Source organism: Ruminococcus albus AD2013 (genome assembly GCF_000526775.1).
GTDB lineage: Bacteria > Bacillota > Clostridia > Oscillospirales > Ruminococcaceae > Hominimerdicola > Hominimerdicola alba_A.
This window is the reverse complement of sequence record NZ_JAGS01000001.1, coordinates 2,255,113-2,276,003: the sequence shown is the minus strand read 5'-3', so window position 1 is coordinate 2,276,003 and position 20,891 is coordinate 2,255,113. Positions and strand designations below refer to the sequence as shown.

Sequence of the window (20,891 nt, the reverse complement as noted above, 5' to 3'; positions counted from 1 at the left end):
TATACATAATTGCGTAACACAAAAGAAAAAAGCAAAGGAGTAACAGAATATGAATTGTCCTATTTGCGGTGCCCCTTTGGGTGCAACAGACAACGAGTGCAAAAATTGCGGTACCAGAAGAGCAGAAATGGGTCCTGCGTATAACAACACAGGATACGGTCAGCAGAGCAGCTATGGCTACGGCGGAAATACCATGAACGGCGGTCAGGGCTATGGCAATTACGGTATGAATGGCGGCGGTCAGGGTTATGGCAACTACGGCATGAACTCGTCTTTCGACAGCGGCAGTTATACACGCAAACGCTCGTCTTCTATACCGACCACCAAGCTGATAAGTATTCTCATTACTGTCATTATTATACTGGTATCCATTCTGGGTTATCAGATAAAGTATAATTCTCCGCAGACTGAAAGCTTCGGAGATATCACAGTAACTTTTCCGCAGAAAGTGGAAAAAAGGAGCAGTACGATATTCGGCGATGTAGATGCAGAGGATGTTACTGCGTATGCGAACAGGGATATGGGCTTCGTATATTCCAAGTATGAAATGTCAGATCTTGAACTTGGTGACGGAGATGAGGAAACATATCTCAACTTTATGTTCCCGTTCATGGATGCAGCTATGAGCAGTGACAGTGAGATCAAAGGCTATAAGAAAAAAGATCAGCTTGGCAATCACATGAGATTTTATTTTACAGATGACGGTACAGACTGGTTCTGTGATATGATGATCGATTTCGAGGGTGATTCCTGTTATATGTATTATGCATACTGCAATAAGAAAAAAGAGAACAAGTTTATAAGCAAATTCAGGAAAATGTATGATTCGATAGAATACAAGAAGTAAGGGGGCGGAAGTATGGTTTGTAAAACTTGCGGAGCAGTTATAAACGACAGTGATACTGTATGTAAAAACTGCGGTGATACCATAAGGGTTGTCGATAAAAAAGTCAATCTGGATAAAGAAATGTCAGCACAGGACAGATTCAGGCAGAATGCAGAACAGTTCGGCGGTATAATAGTCAAGGAAAGACGTGCAAAAGCATTTTCGGGCATGAATCCGAAAACTATCAGCTATATCCTGATCGCACTTGCACTGCTGATAATCACACTGGTGTTCTTTGTATATGACAGAAAGCGTACAACGATAAAGGTTGACGGCTTTGAGGTAACGCTTCCGGCATCCATGAGAGAGGTGGACGATTTTAGCTTTGAAGTCATGTCGAGCGAAAAATGCAGATCCTTCGCGAACACCGAATTGGAATTCACTTATGTGATATATGACGTGAAAAACCTCATTCCCGAACTTGGTGATTCCCCTGGTTCAAATGACCTTGATGGGCTTATGGAATACTATGAAGGCAAGGATAAGCTGGTAACGCTGAAAAAGGATTTTGCAGGAGAACTCGATGAAACTTTCAGTGAACAGCTTAAAGATTACGAACTTATAGATAATAATAACGGCGTGCTCAAGTTCACATACAGTGATACTGCTATGACCAACAATTATGTTGAGATGCGTATCGAGGTAGTGGACGAAAAGTTATACCAGTTCAGCGTCCTGTATTCCAGCAATCGCAGGGACAAGCTGCAAAAGAAACTGGACGAGATATATAAATCTCTGAAGATAGACAAGAAGTGATCGTGTTTATGCCCTCGAGGACCGCAGTCTGCGGGTCTTGGGGGCGTAACGTTTCAGGCTTGCATTTCATACCATGTATGGGGGTGAGCCTATGGCAGTAATGGCGGCGGTGATATTCCTGCTGACAGCAGTATCGCTGGCAGTACAGATGATATCACGCAGTAAAAGAAAATGCCGCGCAGCAGTAGTGATACGGTGCGGTGAGGATATATCCTGCGAGGAAGAGATACTCGGTATCATCAGGGACGAAGAAGCGGCAGGGGAGTACGGCAGACAGGTGATACTTGTCAGCGAGAACGGCAGATTCAGCCGACGTATAATGGGATTTGCCGCGAAGTACGGCGTTATCCTTGCGGCGGCAGATGAGCTTGCGGATATCATCTGCGGGCAGAAAAATCAGCAGGTCAAGGCGGACACATGGGAGGTCAAAAATGAGTGAAGCGGAAAAGATAGAGGGCGAGGTAGACCGCGTTCAGTTCAAAAGCGATGACGGGAGCTTCTGTGTGATCGACGTAAACACGGGGGACGACCTTATAAAGGCGGTAGGGGAGCTTGGCAACATTGAAGAGGGCGAAAGCGTCATACTCACAGGTGAATACGTCAAGCACCGCACTTTCGGCAGACAGTTCCGCGTGCAGATGTTTGAGCGAAGCCTTCCGACAGGAGAAGCCTCCATACTGCGCTATCTTGTAAGCGGTGCGCTGGATTCGGTAAAGCCTGTTATGGCAAAAAGGCTTGTGGCAGCTTTCGGCGGTAAGACTCTTGAGATAATCGAGAACGAGCCCGAAAAGCTCACCGAGGTCAAAGGCATAGACCCTAAAAAAGCCGATGCGATACACGAGGATTTTAAAAAGACCTTTGCCGCAAGGGCACTTCTGGTTTATATGAGCAAGAACGGCGTTGCCACAAAATACGGTGTCCGCGCATGGAGAAAACTGGGAAATTCTGCGGAAGACCTTATAAAGTCCAATCCCTACCTGCTTTGCAACGACGGCATCGAGCTTGCTTTCGCCAAGGCTGACGAGATAGCCGAAAGCGAGGATATCCCCCGTGACAGCGAGCAGAGGATAAGAGCGGGCATGGCTTTCGTGCTGAGAAGTTCAGCCCGTGAGGGCGGTCACACCTGCATACCCATGGAAGTACTCAAACGTGATACCATGCGCCTGCTGAATGTCAGCGGGGAATTGTTTGATAAAGTCAAAGAAGTCGCACTTGAAGAACAGGATATTTTCAAAATGGATATCGGCGGCGTTGAACACGCCATGCTACACTGCTATTACAAGGCAGAGGAATATATATCCCGCCGTCTTGAAGTCATGCGAAGCATAACCCATGATAACAAGATAGACTACTCCGAGATAATCGACATGGAAGAACAGGAGAGCGGCATAAAGTACGAGGATAAACAGCGCAAAGCCATAAACCTCGCAATATCCGAGGGCTTTCTTGTCCTGACCGGCGGCCCCGGTACAGGCAAGACCACTACCCTCAACGCCATAATCTCCCTGTTTGAACAGCAGGGTCTCGATGTCATGATTGCCGCCCCAACAGGCCGTGCGGCAAAGCGCATAAGCGATATGACAGGCTGTGAAGCCAAAACTATCCATCGTATGCTTGAAGTTATACCCTCTGACGGCGACAGAATGCTGTTCGTTCACGATGAAGACGACCTTCTCGACTGCGAGGTAATGGTGGTTGACGAGATGTCAATGGTTGACAGCGTGCTGTTTGAAGCCTTGCTTCGCGCCCTCAGCGTCACCTGCAAGCTTATACTCGTGGGCGACAGCGACCAGCTTCCCCCCGTAGGGCCGGGAAATGTTTTGCAGGATATCATCGACAGCGGAGTTATGTCGGTGGTAAGACTGACCGAGGTGTTCCGTCAGGCACAGGAATCCGACATAGTCATGAACGCCCACAGGATAGTTTCGGGCGAAATGATAGACCTCAAAAAGCGGGACAGGGATTTTGTATACCTACGCAGACCCGAAGCCGAGGATATCTATACCACTCTGGTAGAACTTTGCAGCGACAGACTTCCCAAGAAGTACGGTTTCTCTCCGATAAGGGATATACAGGTGCTTTCCCCCACAAGACAAGGGCGCATCGGCACTCCCGAACTCAACAAGATATTGCAGGAGGAACTGAATCCCGCTGACAAGAAAAAGGACGAGCTAAAAACCCCCTATGCCATCTACCGCGTGGGTGACAAGGTCATGCAGACAAAGAACAACTACGAGATAAGCTGGACTCGTACAGACAACGGAAAAGAGGAAAACGGCAAGGGTGTCTACAACGGCGATATAGGTATAGTCATCGGTGTCAGGACTTCCCTGAAGATCGTCACCATAGATTTTGACGGCAGGATAGCAGATTACAGCGGTGAAATGCTGGACGACCTTGAACTTGCCTACGCCGTCACAGTACATAAAAGTCAGGGCTCTGAGTACGATGCGGTCATACTCACCCTCTACGACGGCATGGACAGCCTCTACTACCGAAATCTGCTGTACACCGCTGTAACAAGGGCGAAAAAGCTTCTTGTGATACTTGGCACAGCGCAGCGGATAGGCTTCATGATAATGAACAACGGTAAAAACCGAAGAAGTACCGCTCTCAGGACGATGCTGATGCAAAGCGCCTACGGCGATGACCTTGGACAGCTTTCACTTGAAGATAAAGCAGAAGAATAAACATAACAGTAAACGGAGGGATAATTATGCCATTTAGTCTGGTGCGTGCGGATATAACCAAACTTAAAGCTGACGCAATAGTTAATGCTGCCAATACATCTTTGCTTGGCGGCGGTGGAGTTGACGGTGCCATACACCGTGCGGCAGGTTCTGAACTTCTGGAAGAATGCAGACTTCTCGGCGGCTGTGAAACAGGTCAGGCAAAGGCGACAAAGGGCTACCGCCTTAACTGCAAGCATATTATCCACACCGTAGGCCCCATATGGCACGGCGGTGAAAACGGTGAAAGAGAACAGCTTCAAAGCTGTTACCGAAATTCCCTTGCACTTGCTGAAAGCCTTGGCTGTACAAGCATAGCTTTCCCGCTGATTTCGGCAGGAGTATACGGCTACCCCAAGGCGGAAGCCATAGCCATTGCCGCGGACGAAGCGCGAAAATTCCTTGAAGACCACGATATGGATATCACACTTGTGATATTCGATAAAGACAGTTTCGAGATAAGCGTACAGCGTTATGAGGATATAAGGCAGTACATCGACGATGCCTACGCTAAACTCCGCGATGACAGCGACCGCAGACCTCTTATGGGCGCGGCAGTTATGAACGATGAACCACCCGCCAAGTCCAAAAAGAAAAGCATTTTCAGCAGACGCAAAAGTTCCGAAGCCGCAGGTTCAGTACCCTGCGAAATTGCAGAGGAAGCATCGGCGGAAGACTATTTCTCCATGCGTGACGAGTCATTCTCTCAGTCACTCCTGCGACTTATAGACGAACGCGGTATGACCGATGTTGAAGCCTATAAACGCGCCAATATCGACCGCAAGCTGTTCTCAAAGATACGAAGCGATGTTCACTATAAGCCCAAAAAGCAGACAGCGGTAGCATTCGCCGTGGCACTTAAACTCAATATCCGTGAGACCGAAGAACTTCTCTCCAAAGCGGGATATGCCCTTTCCAACTCCCTTGATTTCGACCTCATCATTAGATATCATATCGCCCACGGAATATACGATATCTTCGAGATAAACGAAGCCCTCTTCAAATTTGACCAGACTCTTCTCGGTCAGAACTGACAGTGTACGTACAAGTTCATAAATAAAAAAAATCAGCAGTACAAATTTGTGCTGCTGATTTTTTGCGTGTCCGTAAAATCTATTTTTTCTTGCTGAAATAAACCGTGTAAACCTCATCGGTCACCTCGTAAAGTGGCTTGAATTCGATGTTTACAGGCTGATGCCGTGTGATATAGGTGTTCTGTTTCCATACGTATGTCTTGTATTCATGGGTAGTCCGACGGTGCAGAAAACTTTCGGGGGCGTAGATATCCCCATGCAAGCCGATATCCTTGTCTGTCATTCCCGCAAGTACGATAGGGCCGTCCATCAGTGCGGCGACTTCTGGCATATCGGGCAGAGGTTCCGCCGTCAACTCAGGCGTGAGCAATAATTGTATGGTGCTGTTCTGCCAGAATTTAGTGATATACAGATAATTCTCAGCAATATCCGCCTGTGTCGGTTCACCGTCAACCATCACCTGCGGAGTACCTTTCAGCCACCATGGCATACGCAGTTTCAGCGTGAATTCAGTTGCCTCGTCACATCCGATATCGAACCTCAGCGACCACCTGCTTTTCTCGCCGCCCTTGTCTTCGTCGAAAAATACCTGATTATTCAGGTTTTTAAGCTCCGTGCACTGTGAAAGTCTGACTTCCTTGCCGCCGATATCGAGTTTGACTTCCGATGGGATATACTGCGCAACAGTCACTGTATTGCCCTCGGTGTACCATATCAGCCGCGGGTAGAGGGTCTGCGCCTGCACCATCGTGCCGTGACAGCACCAGAAATCGTGCCGTTTGCTGCCCCATTTTTTGCGGCTTCCCGAAGCCAGCGGCAGAAAATATGCAGGCATACCGCTGTGCATATTTTGCTGTGCCAGAAATCCGTTGTACAGCGCCCTTTCGATGTAGTCCGCATAAACGGTATCGCCTGTTCTTCTGTACAGAAAATCAGCCAGACGCACCATATTGTAAACCGTGCAGAACTCCTGATCGGTATCGCTGATATAACTGCCATGTGAATGCTCAGGTATCCAGAATTCTCCCGAATTTGCGCCAGATGTCGCAAACATTCCCCGCTTTGTCACAGCCTGCTCCCAGAACTCCTCGCTGATGATTTTCCACCGTTCCTCGCATGTGATATCGTACATTCTGGCAGCTCCGTGAGAAAGCGGTATACTTGCATTTGCATGATCGTCCGTCAGTGCGTCCCTGTGCTGTTCAAGCTTGTGATACAGCGCATTTTCGCGGTATATGTCCATAAGCTTCTGATATTTCGGGTCATGGGTCAGCTCGAAAAGTATGCACCATTCCTCAAGCATACCGCCCTGTTCGCCCTTGAATATCGTGAAAGGCGCGGATTCCTTTATCGACTCCGCCCACTCGATGTACCAGTCGGCGAGGGCATCTGCTATTTTTAATGCCTTTTTGATGCCTGCATAGCGGTAAGCGTCCACCAGACCCATCAGCGTTTTGTGCATGGTGTATTGCGGCGACCAGATATAGTCCTCGCTTTCCATAAATTTGAAATATTTCTCGGGTATGCTCCCTACCCATTTTCCGCCGTTGCGGATCTGACAGCGTTCCAATTCGTCTACTATTTTGGACAGTTTCTCTTTCAGCTCACTGTCCCCGTCACTTGCCGACAGCATTGCCGCCGCAGACATCCAGTGCCCCAGAAAATGCCCTCTCAGCTGACAGGCAGGTGACTCCCAGCCCCAGTGAAGATTTGCCTTTTCGGGCTCGTTTATCACCTGCATATCGGGCAGTATTATTCCCGCCTCCAGATAAAAATTCTGCAGCAGACACATGGGCTCCAATTCTTTCAGATACTTCCTGTTAAGCTCCATTCGCTCACGAAATATCCCTCCTGTGACACGGCAATCAGCTAAATTCGGTGCTTTCAGCATATCGATCGACCTCCGTTATAAAATTGTTCGCATATATTATATCACTCAATACATATTTTGTAAATGGATCTATCCGATATTGTGTTGAAAAAATCACCCCTGTGTCAAACCCTGCTCTATCTGCATAGTATGCACAGGGGTGATCTTATGGAGATAGAACACATCGGTTCCCGCGCGGTGGTACGCGTGGATAATGCCGAGCTTTCAGAACTCGGACTGAGCTTTGATTCCCTGCGATCGCGGGATATCTCAGCAAAGATATTTCTGGCGGCTGTCAGGGCGCAGGTCATGAACAGTATCGGCGCCGAGATAAGCGGCGATACAAAAGTTTCAAAATGCCCCGATGGAGTCTGTATTGAAATGACCGTCAGTTTACCGATACACTTTTTTCATGACCCCGCAGAAGCTTTTCTATCCCTGAAAAACACCGATATCATCGGGGATATCTATATTCTTGAAGGCGGATATTTCACCCTGCCCGAAGGCTGTGATGAAGTCATTGCCGCAAAAATAAAAGAGCATGGCAGATCCCTCTGCCACACTCACTGTGATCGTTATCAGATATAGTATTCATTCATCGTATCAAGACACAGGCAGGCAAGCCGTCCGCCCATGCAGGCGCCGCAGTCGATGAAAATGTTGTGATGGCTGTGAAATATCTCGGGCTTTCCGCATAAAAGTATCGTAGGCGTATGCCCCGCAACAACGTAGATATCGTCCTCGCCGAAGCAGTCCACCTCAGGGTCGTGCCTGTCCATCAGAAGCTCCTGAAGCGTGTATTCACGGAGTTTTTTACCTTTTCGGAAATTTCCCAGACCCGCGTGTACCATCACGAATGTCTTTCCGCCCGCTTCAACGGATTCACATATGGAAAATTCCTCCATATAGTCCAGTACATCAGCCTTTTCCTCAGCTGTCAGCTGTCTGAACTGTGCAAGAGTTGTCTGACCGCCGTCCCTCAGCCAGTATAGCAGCTCGTTCATGGTATCCGCATCAAGATGATCTGCATAGTTATCCTCTGTTATCTCGGTGTTCAGCTTTTTGAGTATATCCAGAGCCAGCAGGTCATGATTACCCATAAGCGGGTAGATGTTGGGATGCTTCATCATATCCAGCAGTATATCAACAGGCTTGGGACCTCTGTCTACCACATCACCGAGTATGAATAGAGTATCTTCGGGACTGAGATCTATCTTTTTGAGCATTTCGCAGTATTTGTCATATTCGCCGTGTAGATCGCTCATTACATATGTAGCCATAGCTTCTCCTTAGATTCTGGAACGTATACAGTGTTAAAAATGGAACTTATAAGTTGAGTATATTAATAAAGAGTAATTATGCTTTCAATTAAATTATAGCACATACACCTCCTCTTGTCAATCAAAACATTCATATTTCCGACATATCTTTATCCGTACATACTGAACCATGCTCTTACAAAAAAGTGCGTACAAATTTGTAGAGAATTACTAGAATTTGTATTGAAATTTGATCGCATCTCTTATAAATCTTTATATAGTACTACATCGGACAATTCTTTACAACTCAAAAATTGCGTTCTTAAATTCATTTCTTGCTAAGTAAAAGTTGTCTTGCTGTGAGATTACACATATTTTGCTGATTTGGCATAAATTATTTGCAATTATTGCTTAGTTTCCTGATAACTATTCACAAAAGCAGATTTATTTGCTATAATAATCTTAGCAAAAACAAAACAAAATTTAGCTATTATGTTCAAAGCTAAAATAAACGTTATTTGGAGGTTGTAAACTATGAAAAGACTCAAAAGAGCAGCTGCTGCCCTGATGGCAATGGCAATGGTTGTCGGTATGGCATCCTGTGGTTCTACAGGCGGCAAAAAGGGCGAGCAGGAAACAAAGAAGATTGTAAACGATAAGGGCGAGGAAGTTGAAGTAAAGGTATTCTCCGCTTTCTTCGCAGTTCCCGGCAATAAGGTCGATGAAGGCAACGTTGTACAGGACAAGATCGCTGAAAAGATCGGCGCTAAGTGCGAGATGGAGTGGCTGGTAGGTCAGACCGCTGAAGAAGCTATCGGCGTTATGATCGCAGGCGGCGAGTATCCTGACTTCGTAGATGCTTCTTCCGGTATGAAGAGCATGGTCGATGCAGGCGCATTCATCCCGATCGATGAATACTGGGACGATTTTCCCAACATCAAGAACTTCTACACCGAGGCTGAGTGGAACTCTATCAGAGCTGATGACGGCCACGTTTACATCATTCCTCAGTTCGGCAAGACCTGGGAGAAGGATACAACCTGCGTACACAACGACGAAGCTTTCTGGATCCAGACAAGAGTTCTGAAGTGGGCTAACTATCCCAAGATCGAGACACTTGACGAGTACTTCGACCTTATCGAGAGATACGTAGAGGCTAATCCTACAATGCCCGACGGTACTCCCAACATCGGTTATGAGATACTCTGCGATGACTGGAGATACTTCTGCCTTGAGAATGCTCCCTTCTTCCTTGACGGTTATCCAAACGACGGCTGCTGCATAGTTGACAGAAATACTCATGAGGCTATCGACTACAACACCACCGATACTGCTAAGAGATACTTCCAGAAGCTGAATGAAGAGTACAAGAAGGGCATCGTTGACCCCGAGACCTTCACTATGAAGTATGACGCTTACATCTCCAAGCTGTCTACCGGCCGTGTTTGCGGTATGGTTGACCAGCACTGGGATTTCAATGACGCTGAGCTGGCTATAAAGGCTGCCGGTCTTGATGATTGCACATATGTACCTGTTGGTATCACAATGGATAAGGGCGTTGAGGAACACTGGCACGCTAAGCCCGCTCTGGACGTTTCCAACGGCGTTGGTATCACAGTATCCTGCAAGGAGCCAAAGGCCGCTCTGAAGTTCATGAACGACCTGCTTGATCCCGAGATCCTCACTCTGAGAAACTGGGGTATTGAAGGCGTTAACTACAACAAGGGCGAGGACGGCGTATTCACTCGTACCGAAGAGATGAGAACTAACGCTAACGATCAGGCTTACATCAATGCTAACCTCTGTCCTTACGCTTACTTCCCCAACTACTCCAACGGTATGGATCACGACGGTATCAACGGCTGTGACGCTAACCACCAGGCAACTGAGTTCTATGAGTCACTGTCTGCTGACGTTAAGGAGTGCTTCGACGCTTACGGCGTTAAGACCTATGTTGAGATGCTGAACGAAGCTCCCGAGAACGAGGCTTGGTATCCTATGTGGTCTTACTCCAACGCTCTGACAACCGATACTCCCGAGGGTCTGGTTTGGGCTGAGATGGCTAACGTTAAGCACGAGTACCTGCCTCAGGTTTGTATCGCTGATGATTTCGATAAAGCTTGGGACGAGTATCTGACCGAATACAAGAAGAAGTGCGATGTTGACGGCACACTGCTGCCCGCATTCAACAAGGAGATCCAGAGAAGAATTGACGTAGCAGCAGGTAAGTAATTATCTCCTGAAAGTCAATAGTCGATCTTTCCACGAAATTTATATACTGCATCAAGTCCCCGCTAGTCGGGGACTTGTGCGGGATATTTTCAAAATCATAATGATAAGCAATTAAATTTCTATCCCCTGATGTCATTAGTATGATGTCAGAGGTTAGAAAAGGCGTTCGCGTGGACGGACACTTTTTCTAACCTCTTGCTGCCGGCTGCCTTCGGGCGGGTGCAGGGGATGTCCACATCTCGGAGGTGCGAAAAAAATGTTTAAAGACCCGGACTTCGGTAAAAAGCTGAGAAATCAGAGATCTCTGCTTTTGTTGTCCATACCCTTTGTAGTATACGTTCTGATATTTAACTTTGCCCCGCTTTTCGGCTGGATAATGGCGTTTCAGAGGTATAAGCCAAGAGATGGTTTCATCCATTCTCAGTTTATAGGACTTGATAACTTCAAGTTCCTGTTCAGAAATGATGAATTCATTGGCTGCGTAAAAAACACCCTGGCAATGGGTGTCATAAACCTGGTACTCGGTACTATCTGTCCTATTATATTCGCTATACTCCTCAGTGAGTTCAGATTCAATATTGGCAAAAAGTTCGTTCAGACTATTTCCTACCTGCCTCACTTCCTCTCCATGATAATCCTGACTGGTATCGTATTCGATGTCCTCTCCATGGAGAATGGTATACTGAACAAGGTACTTGTTGGTATCGGCGTTGTCGATAAACCAATACAGTGGCTGGCTGACCCGAAGTACTTCTGGTGGATAGTCGGCTTCGCAAACAGATGGAAAGAAACAGGATGGGATTCCATCATCTATCTGGCAGCTATAACATCTATCAACCCCGACCTTTACGAAGCAGCTTCAATAGACGGCGCAGGCAGAATGAGCCGTATATGGCACATCACTCTCCCCGGTCTGAAGCCTACCATACTCATACTTCTGATAATGAATGTCGGCAACGTACTGAACGTTGGTTTCGAGCTCCAGTATCTGCTGGGTAACGACCTCGTAAAGTCCGTATCTGAAACTATCGATATCTATGTACTTAACTACGGTATCAGTAAGGGTAACTACTCCCTCGGTGTCGCAGCAGGTATATTCAAGAGCCTTGTAAGTATCATACTCGTCTTCATAGCTAATACATCAGCTAAGGCGATGGGTGAAGAAAGTCTGTATTAAGGAGGGCGCAAAATGGCAGAATTAACTAAAAAAGTCCCTATCCCGCAGGCGGAAAAACCCAAGCGTGATGCAAAGGACGTCGGTTCAAAAACCAAGCACAGCATCGTAAGCCGCCGTACAACAGGTGATAATATTTTCGATGCATTTAACACAGCGTTCATGATCATATTTTCAGTGATCATCCTGTATCCTCTGCTGAATATGATAGCAGTATCTTTCAATGATGGCCTTGATGCACTCAAGGGCGGCATCACTCTGGTCCCCAGAGTATTTACACTCAAAAACTACCAGCACGTTCTCTCACAGCAGAATATGCTCACAGCTGCTAAGATCAGCGTACTCAGAACTGTTATAGGTACTGTTTCCGCTACACTGGTAACTGCACTGCTGGCTTATGTGCTCAGCCGTAAGGAATTCCTGTTCAAAAAACAGCTCTCTCTGCTGTACGTTTTAACAATGTACGTATCAGGCGGTCTTATCCCGATATTCCTCGTGTATAAGGCACTGGGTCTTACCAACAGCTTTATGGTATACATCCTGCCCGGTATGGTACCCGCATTCAGTATGCTGGTCCTGCGTACTTACATGAACGGTCTCCCTGACAGCCTTGCTGAGTCCGCTATGATGGACGGCGCAGGTCACCTGACTATCTTCATCAAGATAATCTTCCCCCTGTGTATGCCCGTTATCGCAACAGTTGCACTGTTCACCGCAGTTGGTCAGTGGAACTCCTGGTTCGATGCAATGCTGTATAACAAAATGAATTCAGATCTGTCAACTCTTCAGTATGAGCTGATGAAGACTCTGAGCTCTGTTACCAACCAGAAGACAACTGCCGAGACCATGAAGAACGCTACTGCAACAGTTACTCCTACCTCTGTAAGAGCAGCAGCTACTGTTGTTACAGCACTTCCTATCGTTATCCTGTATCCTTTCTTACAGAGATACTTCGTTGCAGGTCTTACCATCGGCGGCGTAAAGGAATAATTTCAGGTTTTAAAGCAAACAACATCATATTTTGCATTTTGAGACACCGTCTGCGGGATGCAGGCGGTGTCTTTTTAGGAGGAATACCAAATGGGAAAAACTGTAATTGATGTAAACAACAATATACCATTCAATAACAATGTTGATTACTGTGTCGGCACAGGCAGACTAGGTCTTGCGCTGACTGCTGAATACCTTGAACAGCTGAAACTTGTCCAGAAAGAGATAGGCTTCAAAAATATCCGCGGACACGGTCTTTTCTGCGATGATGTTGCCATCTATCAGGAGTATGAGGAAGACGGCATCACAAAGGTGGAATACAACTACACCTACATCGACCGCATTTTTGACAGCTACCTCGAACTGGGTATACGCCCTTTCCTCGAACTTGGTTTCATGCCCGAAAAAATGGCAAGCGGCACCCAGACAATTTTCTACTGGAAAGGAAATACCACTCCACCCAAGGACTATAAACTCTGGACAGATATGGTCATCGCCCTGCTGAAACATCTGCGTTCACGCTACGGCGAGGAAGTACTTGACTGGAATATCGAGGTCTGGAACGAACCCAATCTCCCGGGATTCTGGTACAAGGCTGATATGGATGAGTATTTCAGACTCTTCAAGGAGACTTTCACCGCTATCAAGGCTTACGATGAACGTTTTCAGGTAGGCGGACCCGCTATCTGCGGTGTGAACGATGCAGAGTGGATACAGAAGTTCCTTGAATTCTGCAAAGCCGAGGGCATCAAGCCCGATTCCGTCACCCGCCACCACTACACGGTTGAATTTCCCGAGCGCATAGGTCACTACGACTATTCAAAGCTTGAAGAACCTGTGGCAAGACTTGCAAACCTGCAGTCCACCCGCGATATCGTTGAAAGCTTCGATGAGTTCAAGGGTCTGCCTATACACATAACCGAATTCAGCACATCCTATACACCCAAGGGCGTTATCCACGATACCAACCTGAATGCGGCGTATCTTGCAGGTCAGCTTTCCCATCTGGGTGATATGAACACATCTTACTCCTACTGGACATTCGGCGATGTCTTCGAGGAACAGGGCGTGCCTTTCACACCTTTCCACGGCGGATTTGGTCTGGTGGCAAACGGCTGTATACCAAAGCCCACTTTCTACACCTTTGCTTTTTTCAAACAGCTGAAAGAATTCGGTACCGACTGCATTCTCCGTGATGATACCGCAGTTATCGTCAAGTCAGACAAAGGCTTTGCGGGTATTTTGTGGAATATCGACACCGATGACTTCACCCGTACATTCACATTCCCGACAAGCGGCGAATATACCCTCATCACCAAGACAGTTGATGAAGATACCTGCAATCCCCTGAAGCTATGGCACGATATGGGCGAACCCGCATATCTCACCAAAGCCCAGACCGAACTTCTGCGTGATTGCGCAAAGCCACTTTTCGGCAGTGATGTCATTTCTGCCGAAAACGGAAAAGCAGATATCTCACTCACCGCTAAAAGAAACGGCGTAGTCTACTTTGAACTCACCCCACGCACTTTCACCCCAGACCGCGGCTACGACTACGACAAGGTATTATCTTTCCACTGATACAAACTATATGTAAAACCGAGGGAGACCCTTTTGACAAGGATCTCCCTCAGAATTTTTTTTTTGCTGACATCGGCAGATATCTTATATCTCACCGACCATGTTATAGATGAGTGCTATATGTTCTTTCATCTTCACTTTTTTCAGGTTGTTTACAGATTCATTTCCGCCCAGTGCTAGCAGAGGAACATAACCGAAACATTCATCGTATTCAAGTTCGCCGTATTTTTCTACAGCTTCATCGTATTGTTCAATAGTGAAAAATTCTTCATCAAGTTCACCGAACTCAACATCCATCATAAAATACTTGAATCTCGCCTGGATAACATCATTGTCACCGTATCTGTATTTGACGATACCAAGAAATTCGTCTTTCTCCCATGTTATAATATCACCGAAAGCTGTCGCCATTATGGGTATCGAAACGTTCCCAAGAAAATAAGATCTTTCAAGCAGTGCCTGATATTCTTCCGGGTCAATTATCTTCAGATAGCCGTTATAGAATGTGCAGTAGCCATGTTCCTGCCATATCTCCAGATATTCATCGGGCAGTTTGCCGCGGTACTTCTCTATGGTCTCTTTGTCTACGGCTTTTACTTTTACAAAATCTTCAATCATGATATTTTTTCCTGTCTCGATTATTTTTATGCAAGCCTTACCACCAGCGTTACAAGAAAACATTCGTCCTTGATATCCGCATATACCTCGCCGCCCATAAGGGACATCAGCCTGCGGCAGATGAAAAGTCCCAGACCGCTTCCTTTGGCTTTTTCAGCGTTGCTTCCGCGGTGGAAGCTTTCAAATATCTGGGGGAGTTCCTTGGCTTCAAGGGTACAGCCGGTGTTTTTCACGGTTATTAGTTTGCAGCCGTCCATCGTGTCAAAACATATCTCGATGCGTTTGCCGTCGCCGTATTTTATGGCGTTCTCGATAAGGTTCTGCAAACATTCCGCCAGCCTGTCACTGTCACAGCTGAGGATACAATCCTCGTATTCATTTATCACGAATTCGGTGTGGCTGATATTCAGCTGAGGTGCGTATCTGTCATATATTCGTGAAAGGATACCGCTAAGAAATCCCTCACCCATATGAACCTCGAAATCCATGAAATCCTCGCTTGAAGCTTTGGTTATCCTGCTGACGAAGCTTTCTATCTCATCGGCACGGGCGTTGATGCTTTCAGCCGCTTCACGCTGTTTTTCCTCGTCCTTGTAAAGACCCCTTGCCAGTGCTTTTGCGTTCAGCTTTATGGCTGAAAGGGGAGTTTTGATATCGTGGGAAAGTGACAGCAGAAGAAGCTTTTTGTCCCTCTGCATGGATATCTCCTTGGTGCGGTTCTCTTCGATGCTTTCCCTCAGCATATTAACGCCCCAGGTAAATTTTCCGAAAAATCGGCTTTTTTCCTCGGGTATCGGCACTGCGAGATTTCCCCTTGCAAGTTCCTGGGGAACATCGTTCAGCCTGCCGAAAGGCACTATGATGTTTCTGCGTATGTACCGAAACAGTATCAGCATTATCACAAGCAACACAGCCAGCGTACCGTTTATCAGCAGAAAACCCGACCTGTAATCGGAGATGGTATACTCGACCCGATAAAGCTTTCCCCCCGCTTTGATGATAAGGTAATTGTTATCCGATGTATAAATGTCGCCGTCATCTTCGGTGAACACCCCCGTAAGGTGAGGGTACTCGGTCAGGTCATAACTGCCCTTTTCCTCGATATCGTCAGCAAGTCGTTTTGCTTCAACGCGGTACAGCCCTGCGGGAGAATTTTTCTGCTTTATCAGTGCGATATTCAGAAATACCGCCAGTATGATGAAAAGCAACGTTACCGCGATGAAAAGTTTCCTGAAAGCGCTCATACGAATTTATACCCCACGCCCCACACCGTCAGCAGACGTTTTGCGTTCTTCGGGTCGTCACCAAGCTTCTGCCGCAGACGGTTTATATGCACATGGAGTGTCTGCATCTCGGAATCGCTGTCACTGCCCCATACGCTGTTGAAAAGGTACTCCTTCTTCATGACCTTGTCCCTGTTCTGCACCAGCAGTGTCAGCAGGTCGAATTCCTTTACGGTAAGTTCGGTCTTGATACCGTCTATCTCCGCAGTGCGGTCAGCAAGGTTCAGGGTAACGCCGTCAGCACAGATCATATCCACCTGATATCTCCGCTTGAATATCCCCTTTATCTTTGCAAGCAGTATGTCGATGTCGTAAGGCTTTTCGATGTAGTCGTCCGCCCCTAAGTCGAAACCTATCAGCTTGTCGTCCTTGTCCGTGCGGCAGCTGACTATCAGTATCGGTGTATCAGCCTGTTCTCTCAGCTTTGAACATACTGCGAAGCCGTTCACATCGGGCAGATTTATGTCCAGCACTACAAGCTTTGCTCCGTATCTCTCAAAAAGCTGTATAGCCCTGTCACCGCTGTCAACAGCCGATACGGTGTACCCCTCCGCCCGCAGAAAATCCGTCAAAAGAGAGGAAAGCTCCCTGTCATCTTCAACTATAAGTATATCTGTCATAATATCACCCCTCAAATGAAATTTCCCCGCGCCTGTTGCCGAAAACGTCAGTTTGTCTTACGGAGTGTGGGACTTACTGGGGAAAACCTTTCTGAAGAAAGGTTATTCCAAAGCATCACGAAGTCATGCTGGACCCCTTTCCAAAGACTTCTATTTCTTTTTGGCAGGGGCAGCTATTTCTATAAAGCGAAGTTAGTGACCGTACAAAGTGAACTTTATAAAGATATCTGCCCCCTGCCAAAAAGAGTTAAAAGTTTTCGGGGATGGAGTCAACATCAGCAGAGCTGACGTTTGAGGAGGACCCTTTTTCAAAAGGGTCTTCCTCAATAAAACCCGCAGTCCCTAGGATAAGCCGACGTTTCCGGCAATAGTCGGCGGGGGATTTTTTTACCAGCCTTGTTCCATCAGCCAGTTGTTCAGTTCTCTTTCTCTGTTACGCAGGTTTTCGCCTGTGGTGCTGAACTTGCCCATCTGCTTTTCTCCGATGATACCGCCGTCCACTATGTACAGCACTCTGCTGCACTTTGCGGCGACTTTCGGGTCATGGGTGACGCACATTACCGTTGTGCCCTCGCTGTTGAGTTTAGTCAGTTCGTCCATGACTTCATCGGAGCTTGCGCGGTTGAGAGCGCCTGTGGGTTCGTCCGCGAATATCATCTTCGGAGAATTTATCATGCTCCTGCAAATGCAGGCTCTCTGCAGCTGTCCGCCTGATACCTCGTTGATATCGTTATTGCCGATATCGTCGATGCCCAGCTTGCGCATAAGGGCTCTTCCGCGTTCCTCGGTCTGCTTGCGGCTCTCGGTGTTCTTTTTGGATTTCACCGCAGGCAGGATTATATTATCCAGCACCGAAAGATTTTTCATCATGTACATCTGCTGGAAAATGAACCCCATCTCGTCAAGCCGCAGGGAAGCAAGCTCCTTTTCGTTAAGCTGTGTCATCTCTTTTCCGCAGAAATCCACCTTGCCCGCAGTTACCCTGTCCATGCCCGAAAGGCAGTAGAGCAGTGTGCTTTTTCCCGAGCCCGAAGGCCCCATAACAGCCACCATCTCACCCTCTTCAATGGAAAGGTCGATATTTTTAAGTACGTTGTTCTGACGTTTGTTAACTATATAGGTCTTGCAAAGACCCTTTGCCTGCAATACCGCAGCCATTATATCATCTCCTGTTATTCTATACTTGCTGTATCACTTGCCCTGATGGTTCTTGTGTAAAGTGCAGTCAGCATTGCGCCGATTGTCGTTACAAGAATAAGCATTATCGGGCAGATAACGAATATCTCTATGGGGTCGATGTCGCATTTCATTCCCGAGATATCGCCTATCATGGAGCAGATAAAGTTCATTATAACGTTGCTTACAGGCATAAGTGCCAGCAGTGATACGGCGCAGGCTAATACTGAAACTATAACAAATCTCAGGGTGTGCTGTGCAATTATGCTCCTGTCTGATACGCCTACGGCTTTCATCAGTGCTATCTCGCTCTTTTCCTTTGAGATAAAGCTTCTCTCCATAAGTACAACTATCATCGCTGTGACGATGGCAGTTAGTATCATCATCATTTTCTTGATGGTATTGAGTGTATCGGATATACCTGTCATAGATTTTATCATATCCGATGTGTTGTATATCTTATCGGTATCAAATGCCTTTTTCAGCCGTGCGATGTTTTTATCTATGGTCGCCTTGTCGGGTGAGCCGTCAAAATGTATCTGCACTCCGCTTGAACTGTTTGGAGAACTGAACTCTATATCCTTATACAGCAGTGCAGTGTGACCTTCGCCCATAAAGGTGGAGAATTTTCCTGTTACGAGAAATTCATGTTCTTCGCCGTCGAAATCGGCTTTGATGCGGTCGCCGATACCTGCGCCCAGATCTTTCATGGCATAGCCCGTCAGTGCTATCTCATCTGACTTGCGGGGAGCGCTTCCCTCATCTATTTTAGGTTCGCTGACCGTTTCGCCCTTAGTTACCCAGTACATTATGTCGGCTGTATTATCCTTGTGATATGACTTGCAGTTCTTTCCCAGGGATATAGATACCTGTCCGGGGATACCCTCTTTTTCAAGGGTTTCGCTTACGTCTGCCATCAGGCGCTTGTAAGCATTTTTATCTCCTCGGAACATATCACCGATGAGTTCAGCGTCCAATATGTGTGCATCACTTTCGGGGATGCTGAATGCCCAAAGTATCTTTTCGCTTTTGAGGGTAAGGGCAAAATTGGACATCAGCGTTACTATCAGCAGACAAAGTGCGAATATCAGGGTGATCATACTGAACCTTCTGGGTGCGCTAAGCACATCGTTGACCGCTAAAAATCCTGTTGAGGGCATTTTTGAACTGCCGAGATGTATCACGCTTTTTTTGCCGAAGCGTTCACCTGTCTGACCGTTGCGCACTGCATCTATGGGGGAAAGTTTCTTGACCCTGCGTGTACACATATAGCAGAAAATAAGTATCACTGCCACAACACCGATACAGCTCACAGCACCCATTACTGAGCCGTTTTCACTGCCCAGCACCATATTCTTTGATACGGTCTTCATCATCATATCCTGTAAGGGTAAAGAGCAGAAAAAGCCTATCAGCGCACCTACAACGGATATAGCAAGGTATTTGATGATATACAGACCGCGTATGCTGACACTTTGTATACCCACCGCTTTCATAACACCTATCTCGCGGAATTCCTCTGTTATGGTAAAACCTATGGTGAATCTCAGCACAACAAATGCGGTCAACATCAGCACGATGCTTATTGCCATCATGATATATGCCGTAAGCATATCATAAAGATAGATGCTTTTGTGATCTTCCCTTGTTGATGCGTATACGTGGTCATACTGTTCTGCAAGTTCTTTTACCGCTGCTGTATCGGTGGAAGTTATATACAGCCGCCTGGGATCGCCAAACAGACTTTGTGATGCACCATAGCTTTTAAGCGTGGAATGATCCTCTGAATTCACAAGCAGTACAGGCCCCGAAGAGGTTTCGGTGGAGAATAATGCACCCTTGAAATAGCCTTTGTATGTCAGCGTGAATTCTTTGCCTTCAAGCCTGACGATAACATCGTCGCCTTCCTTGATATCCGTATCGGCGGTGAAGGATGTCGTTGCGTAGAATGTGCCTTTTTCAACACTTTTGATGATGTTGTTATCCTTATCGAAATAGTTCAGTGCCATATCAGTATCGGCTAACAGTCGTGCGGGATTGATGAAATTGTTGAGCTTTGACCCGTTGTGTATAAATGATCTGGAGCTTGACACTTCAAAGTATTTCTCGGTTTTTATGCCGCTTACCGATGGGAGTGCTTTCAGTTCTTTTTCAAATTCATCGTTATTATTTTCCACCGCAACACTTATATCAGGCACGCCCGCCATATCGAAATAATGCTCGATACCGCCTGTAACGGCGATGATGTTGTTCACGCTTGCCGCGGCAAACATGGAACAGAGTATGATGAACAGCAGAAGTATGACGTTCATCGTCTTTTTACGTTTCAGGTCTTTTTTTAATATTCTGAAAAACATATGCATTGCCTCTTTTCTTTAGTCTTGTGCTTTAGCAGCACTGTACTTTTTCTTTGTTTATATGATATCATATCAATTCTAAAATAATCTTTAACTCATGAAAAAGCCCGAAAAAGAACAAAGAGGCAGTAAGACATATAATAAACATGGCTATCCCTTTGATACACCACTGCAAAGGGCTGTATAACAATGAATGATCGTGTTGATGTTATCCTTCCCCCGCCGCAGGCGGGGGAAGGATAACCGTCAAGTTTTTCAAGTTCAGATATTACACCAATTGATCCGGCGTGTCAGCGGGATAACTATATATAAATGATATCATATTT

At 46.6% G+C, this 20,891-nt stretch carries 17 protein-coding genes; 10 read left to right on the top strand and 7 right to left on the bottom strand.

Annotated features, from left to right (window positions below; genetic code table 11):
* Positions 1-49: 49 nt before the first annotated feature.
* From N773_RS0110150 to N773_RS0110130, 5 genes are all read left to right on the top strand, one after another.
* Positions 50-847, top strand: coding sequence for a zinc ribbon domain-containing protein (locus tag N773_RS0110150; protein ID WP_024857686.1), 798 nt, complete (start codon positions 50-52; stop codon positions 845-847).
* 12 nt (positions 848-859) lie between these two features.
* The gene (locus tag N773_RS0110145; RefSeq protein ID WP_024857685.1) at positions 860-1,642 is read left to right on the top strand and encodes a zinc ribbon domain-containing protein; all 783 of its coding nucleotides are present in this window, start codon (positions 860-862) and stop codon (positions 1,640-1,642) included.
* Between the two features lie 91 nt (positions 1,643-1,733).
* Positions 1,734-2,081 (top strand): hypothetical protein, encoded by a 348-nt coding sequence (locus N773_RS0110140; RefSeq protein WP_024857684.1) that lies wholly within the window; start codon positions 1,734-1,736, stop codon positions 2,079-2,081.
* Positions 2,074-4,332: an SF1B family DNA helicase RecD2 gene (gene recD2 / locus N773_RS0110135; RefSeq protein WP_024857683.1), complete on the top strand. Its 2,259-nt coding sequence runs from the start codon at positions 2,074-2,076 to the stop codon at positions 4,330-4,332. The genes N773_RS0110140 and recD2 overlap by 8 nt, the downstream gene beginning before the upstream one ends.
* Before the next feature lie 26 nt (positions 4,333-4,358).
* Complete coding sequence (locus tag N773_RS0110130; protein WP_024857682.1) at positions 4,359-5,405, top strand: O-acetyl-ADP-ribose deacetylase; 1,047 nt, start codon at positions 4,359-4,361, stop codon at positions 5,403-5,405.
* A gap of 79 nt (positions 5,406-5,484) precedes the next feature.
* On the opposite strand, the gene N773_RS0110125 is transcribed toward N773_RS0110130, so the two are convergent.
* Positions 5,485-7,296 (bottom strand): beta-L-arabinofuranosidase domain-containing protein, encoded by a 1,812-nt coding sequence (locus N773_RS0110125; RefSeq protein ID WP_024857681.1) that lies wholly within the window; start codon positions 7,294-7,296, stop codon positions 5,485-5,487.
* Positions 7,297-7,443: 147 nt separating this feature from the next.
* On the opposite strand from N773_RS0110125, the gene N773_RS0110120 reads away from it, so the two are divergent.
* A complete protein-coding gene (locus N773_RS0110120) occupies positions 7,444-7,863 on the top strand; it encodes a hypothetical protein (protein ID WP_024857680.1) in 420 nt (139 codons plus the stop codon).
* On the opposite strand, the gene N773_RS0110115 is transcribed toward N773_RS0110120, so the two are convergent.
* On the bottom strand, positions 7,854-8,555 hold the full coding sequence (locus N773_RS0110115) for a metallophosphoesterase (RefSeq protein ID WP_024857679.1): 702 nt from the start codon (positions 8,553-8,555) through the stop codon (positions 7,854-7,856). The two genes, N773_RS0110120 and N773_RS0110115, sit on opposite strands and share 10 nt — an antisense overlap.
* A 513-nt stretch (positions 8,556-9,068) precedes the next feature.
* Between N773_RS0110115 and N773_RS0110110 the strand changes: the two genes are divergently transcribed.
* The 4 genes from N773_RS0110110 to N773_RS0110095 all read left to right on the top strand — a co-directional run bounded on the left by N773_RS0110110 (position 9,069) and on the right by N773_RS0110095 (position 14,511).
* Positions 9,069-10,766 (top strand): extracellular solute-binding protein, encoded by a 1,698-nt coding sequence (locus N773_RS0110110; RefSeq protein ID WP_024857678.1) that lies wholly within the window; start codon positions 9,069-9,071, stop codon positions 10,764-10,766.
* A 256-nt stretch (positions 10,767-11,022) separates the two neighbouring features.
* Positions 11,023-11,943, top strand: coding sequence for an ABC transporter permease (locus N773_RS0110105; RefSeq protein ID WP_024857677.1), 921 nt, complete (start codon positions 11,023-11,025; stop codon positions 11,941-11,943).
* 12 nt (positions 11,944-11,955) lie between these two features.
* A complete protein-coding gene (locus N773_RS0110100; protein WP_024857676.1) occupies positions 11,956-12,930 on the top strand; it encodes a carbohydrate ABC transporter permease in 975 nt (324 codons plus the stop codon).
* A gap of 90 nt (positions 12,931-13,020) precedes the next feature.
* Complete coding sequence (locus tag N773_RS0110095; RefSeq protein ID WP_024857675.1) at positions 13,021-14,511, top strand: GH39 family glycosyl hydrolase; 1,491 nt, start codon at positions 13,021-13,023, stop codon at positions 14,509-14,511.
* 84 nt (positions 14,512-14,595) lie between these two features.
* On the opposite strand, the gene N773_RS0110090 is transcribed toward N773_RS0110095, so the two are convergent.
* The 5 genes from N773_RS0110090 to N773_RS0110070 all read right to left on the bottom strand — a co-directional run bounded on the left by N773_RS0110090 (position 14,596) and on the right by N773_RS0110070 (position 20,565).
* Positions 14,596-15,129 carry a T6SS immunity protein Tdi1 domain-containing protein gene (locus N773_RS0110090; protein ID WP_024857674.1) on the bottom strand — a complete coding sequence of 178 codons (534 nt, stop codon included), beginning with the start codon at positions 15,127-15,129 and terminating at the stop codon, positions 14,596-14,598.
* Positions 15,130-15,155: 26 nt separating this feature from the next.
* A complete protein-coding gene (locus N773_RS0110085) occupies positions 15,156-16,373 on the bottom strand; it encodes a HAMP domain-containing sensor histidine kinase (protein WP_024857673.1) in 1,218 nt (405 codons plus the stop codon).
* The gene (locus N773_RS0110080; RefSeq protein ID WP_024857672.1) at positions 16,370-17,032 is read right to left on the bottom strand and encodes a response regulator transcription factor; all 663 of its coding nucleotides are present in this window, start codon (positions 17,030-17,032) and stop codon (positions 16,370-16,372) included. The genes N773_RS0110085 and N773_RS0110080 overlap by 4 nt, the downstream gene beginning before the upstream one ends.
* Positions 17,033-17,419: 387 nt before the next feature.
* Positions 17,420-18,190, bottom strand: a complete 771-nt coding sequence (locus N773_RS0110075; RefSeq protein WP_024857671.1) for an ABC transporter ATP-binding protein — start codon at positions 18,188-18,190, stop codon at positions 17,420-17,422.
* Between the two features lie 14 nt (positions 18,191-18,204).
* Positions 18,205-20,565, bottom strand: a complete 2,361-nt coding sequence (locus N773_RS0110070) for an ABC transporter permease (protein WP_024857670.1) — start codon at positions 20,563-20,565, stop codon at positions 18,205-18,207.
* Positions 20,566-20,891 lie beyond the last annotated feature (326 nt).

Excerpts from the sequence above, each read along its gene's own strand:
- N773_RS0110145 (WP_024857685.1), top strand. The coding sequence starts at position 860 with ATGGTTTGTAAAACTTGCGGAGCAGTTATAAACGACAGTGATACTGTA.
- N773_RS0110150 (WP_024857686.1), top strand. The coding sequence starts at position 50 with ATGAATTGTCCTATTTGCGGTGCCCCTTTGGGTGCAACAGACAACGAG.
- N773_RS0110140 (WP_024857684.1), top strand. The coding sequence starts at position 1,734 with ATGGCAGTAATGGCGGCGGTGATATTCCTGCTGACAGCAGTATCGCTG.
- N773_RS0110125 (WP_024857681.1), bottom strand. The coding sequence starts at position 7,296 with ATGCTGAAAGCACCGAATTTAGCTGATTGCCGTGTCACAGGAGGGATA.
- N773_RS0110080 (WP_024857672.1), bottom strand. The coding sequence starts at position 17,032 with ATGACAGATATACTTATAGTTGAAGATGACAGGGAGCTTTCCTCTCTT.
- N773_RS0110130 (WP_024857682.1), top strand. The coding sequence starts at position 4,359 with ATGCCATTTAGTCTGGTGCGTGCGGATATAACCAAACTTAAAGCTGAC.
- N773_RS0110120 (WP_024857680.1), top strand. The coding sequence starts at position 7,444 with ATGGAGATAGAACACATCGGTTCCCGCGCGGTGGTACGCGTGGATAAT.
- N773_RS0110105 (WP_024857677.1), top strand. The coding sequence starts at position 11,023 with ATGTTTAAAGACCCGGACTTCGGTAAAAAGCTGAGAAATCAGAGATCT.
- N773_RS0110110 (WP_024857678.1), top strand. The coding sequence starts at position 9,069 with ATGAAAAGACTCAAAAGAGCAGCTGCTGCCCTGATGGCAATGGCAATG.
- N773_RS0110075 (WP_024857671.1), bottom strand. The coding sequence starts at position 18,190 with ATGGCTGCGGTATTGCAGGCAAAGGGTCTTTGCAAGACCTATATAGTT.
- N773_RS0110115 (WP_024857679.1), bottom strand. The coding sequence starts at position 8,555 with ATGGCTACATATGTAATGAGCGATCTACACGGCGAATATGACAAATAC.
- recD2 (WP_024857683.1), top strand. The coding sequence starts at position 2,074 with ATGAGTGAAGCGGAAAAGATAGAGGGCGAGGTAGACCGCGTTCAGTTC.
- N773_RS0110090 (WP_024857674.1), bottom strand. The coding sequence starts at position 15,129 with ATGATTGAAGATTTTGTAAAAGTAAAAGCCGTAGACAAAGAGACCATA.
- N773_RS0110100 (WP_024857676.1), top strand. The coding sequence starts at position 11,956 with ATGGCAGAATTAACTAAAAAAGTCCCTATCCCGCAGGCGGAAAAACCC.
- N773_RS0110095 (WP_024857675.1), top strand. The coding sequence starts at position 13,021 with ATGGGAAAAACTGTAATTGATGTAAACAACAATATACCATTCAATAAC.
- N773_RS0110070 (WP_024857670.1), bottom strand. The coding sequence starts at position 20,565 with ATGTTTTTCAGAATATTAAAAAAAGACCTGAAACGTAAAAAGACGATG.
- N773_RS0110085 (WP_024857673.1), bottom strand. The coding sequence starts at position 16,373 with ATGAGCGCTTTCAGGAAACTTTTCATCGCGGTAACGTTGCTTTTCATC.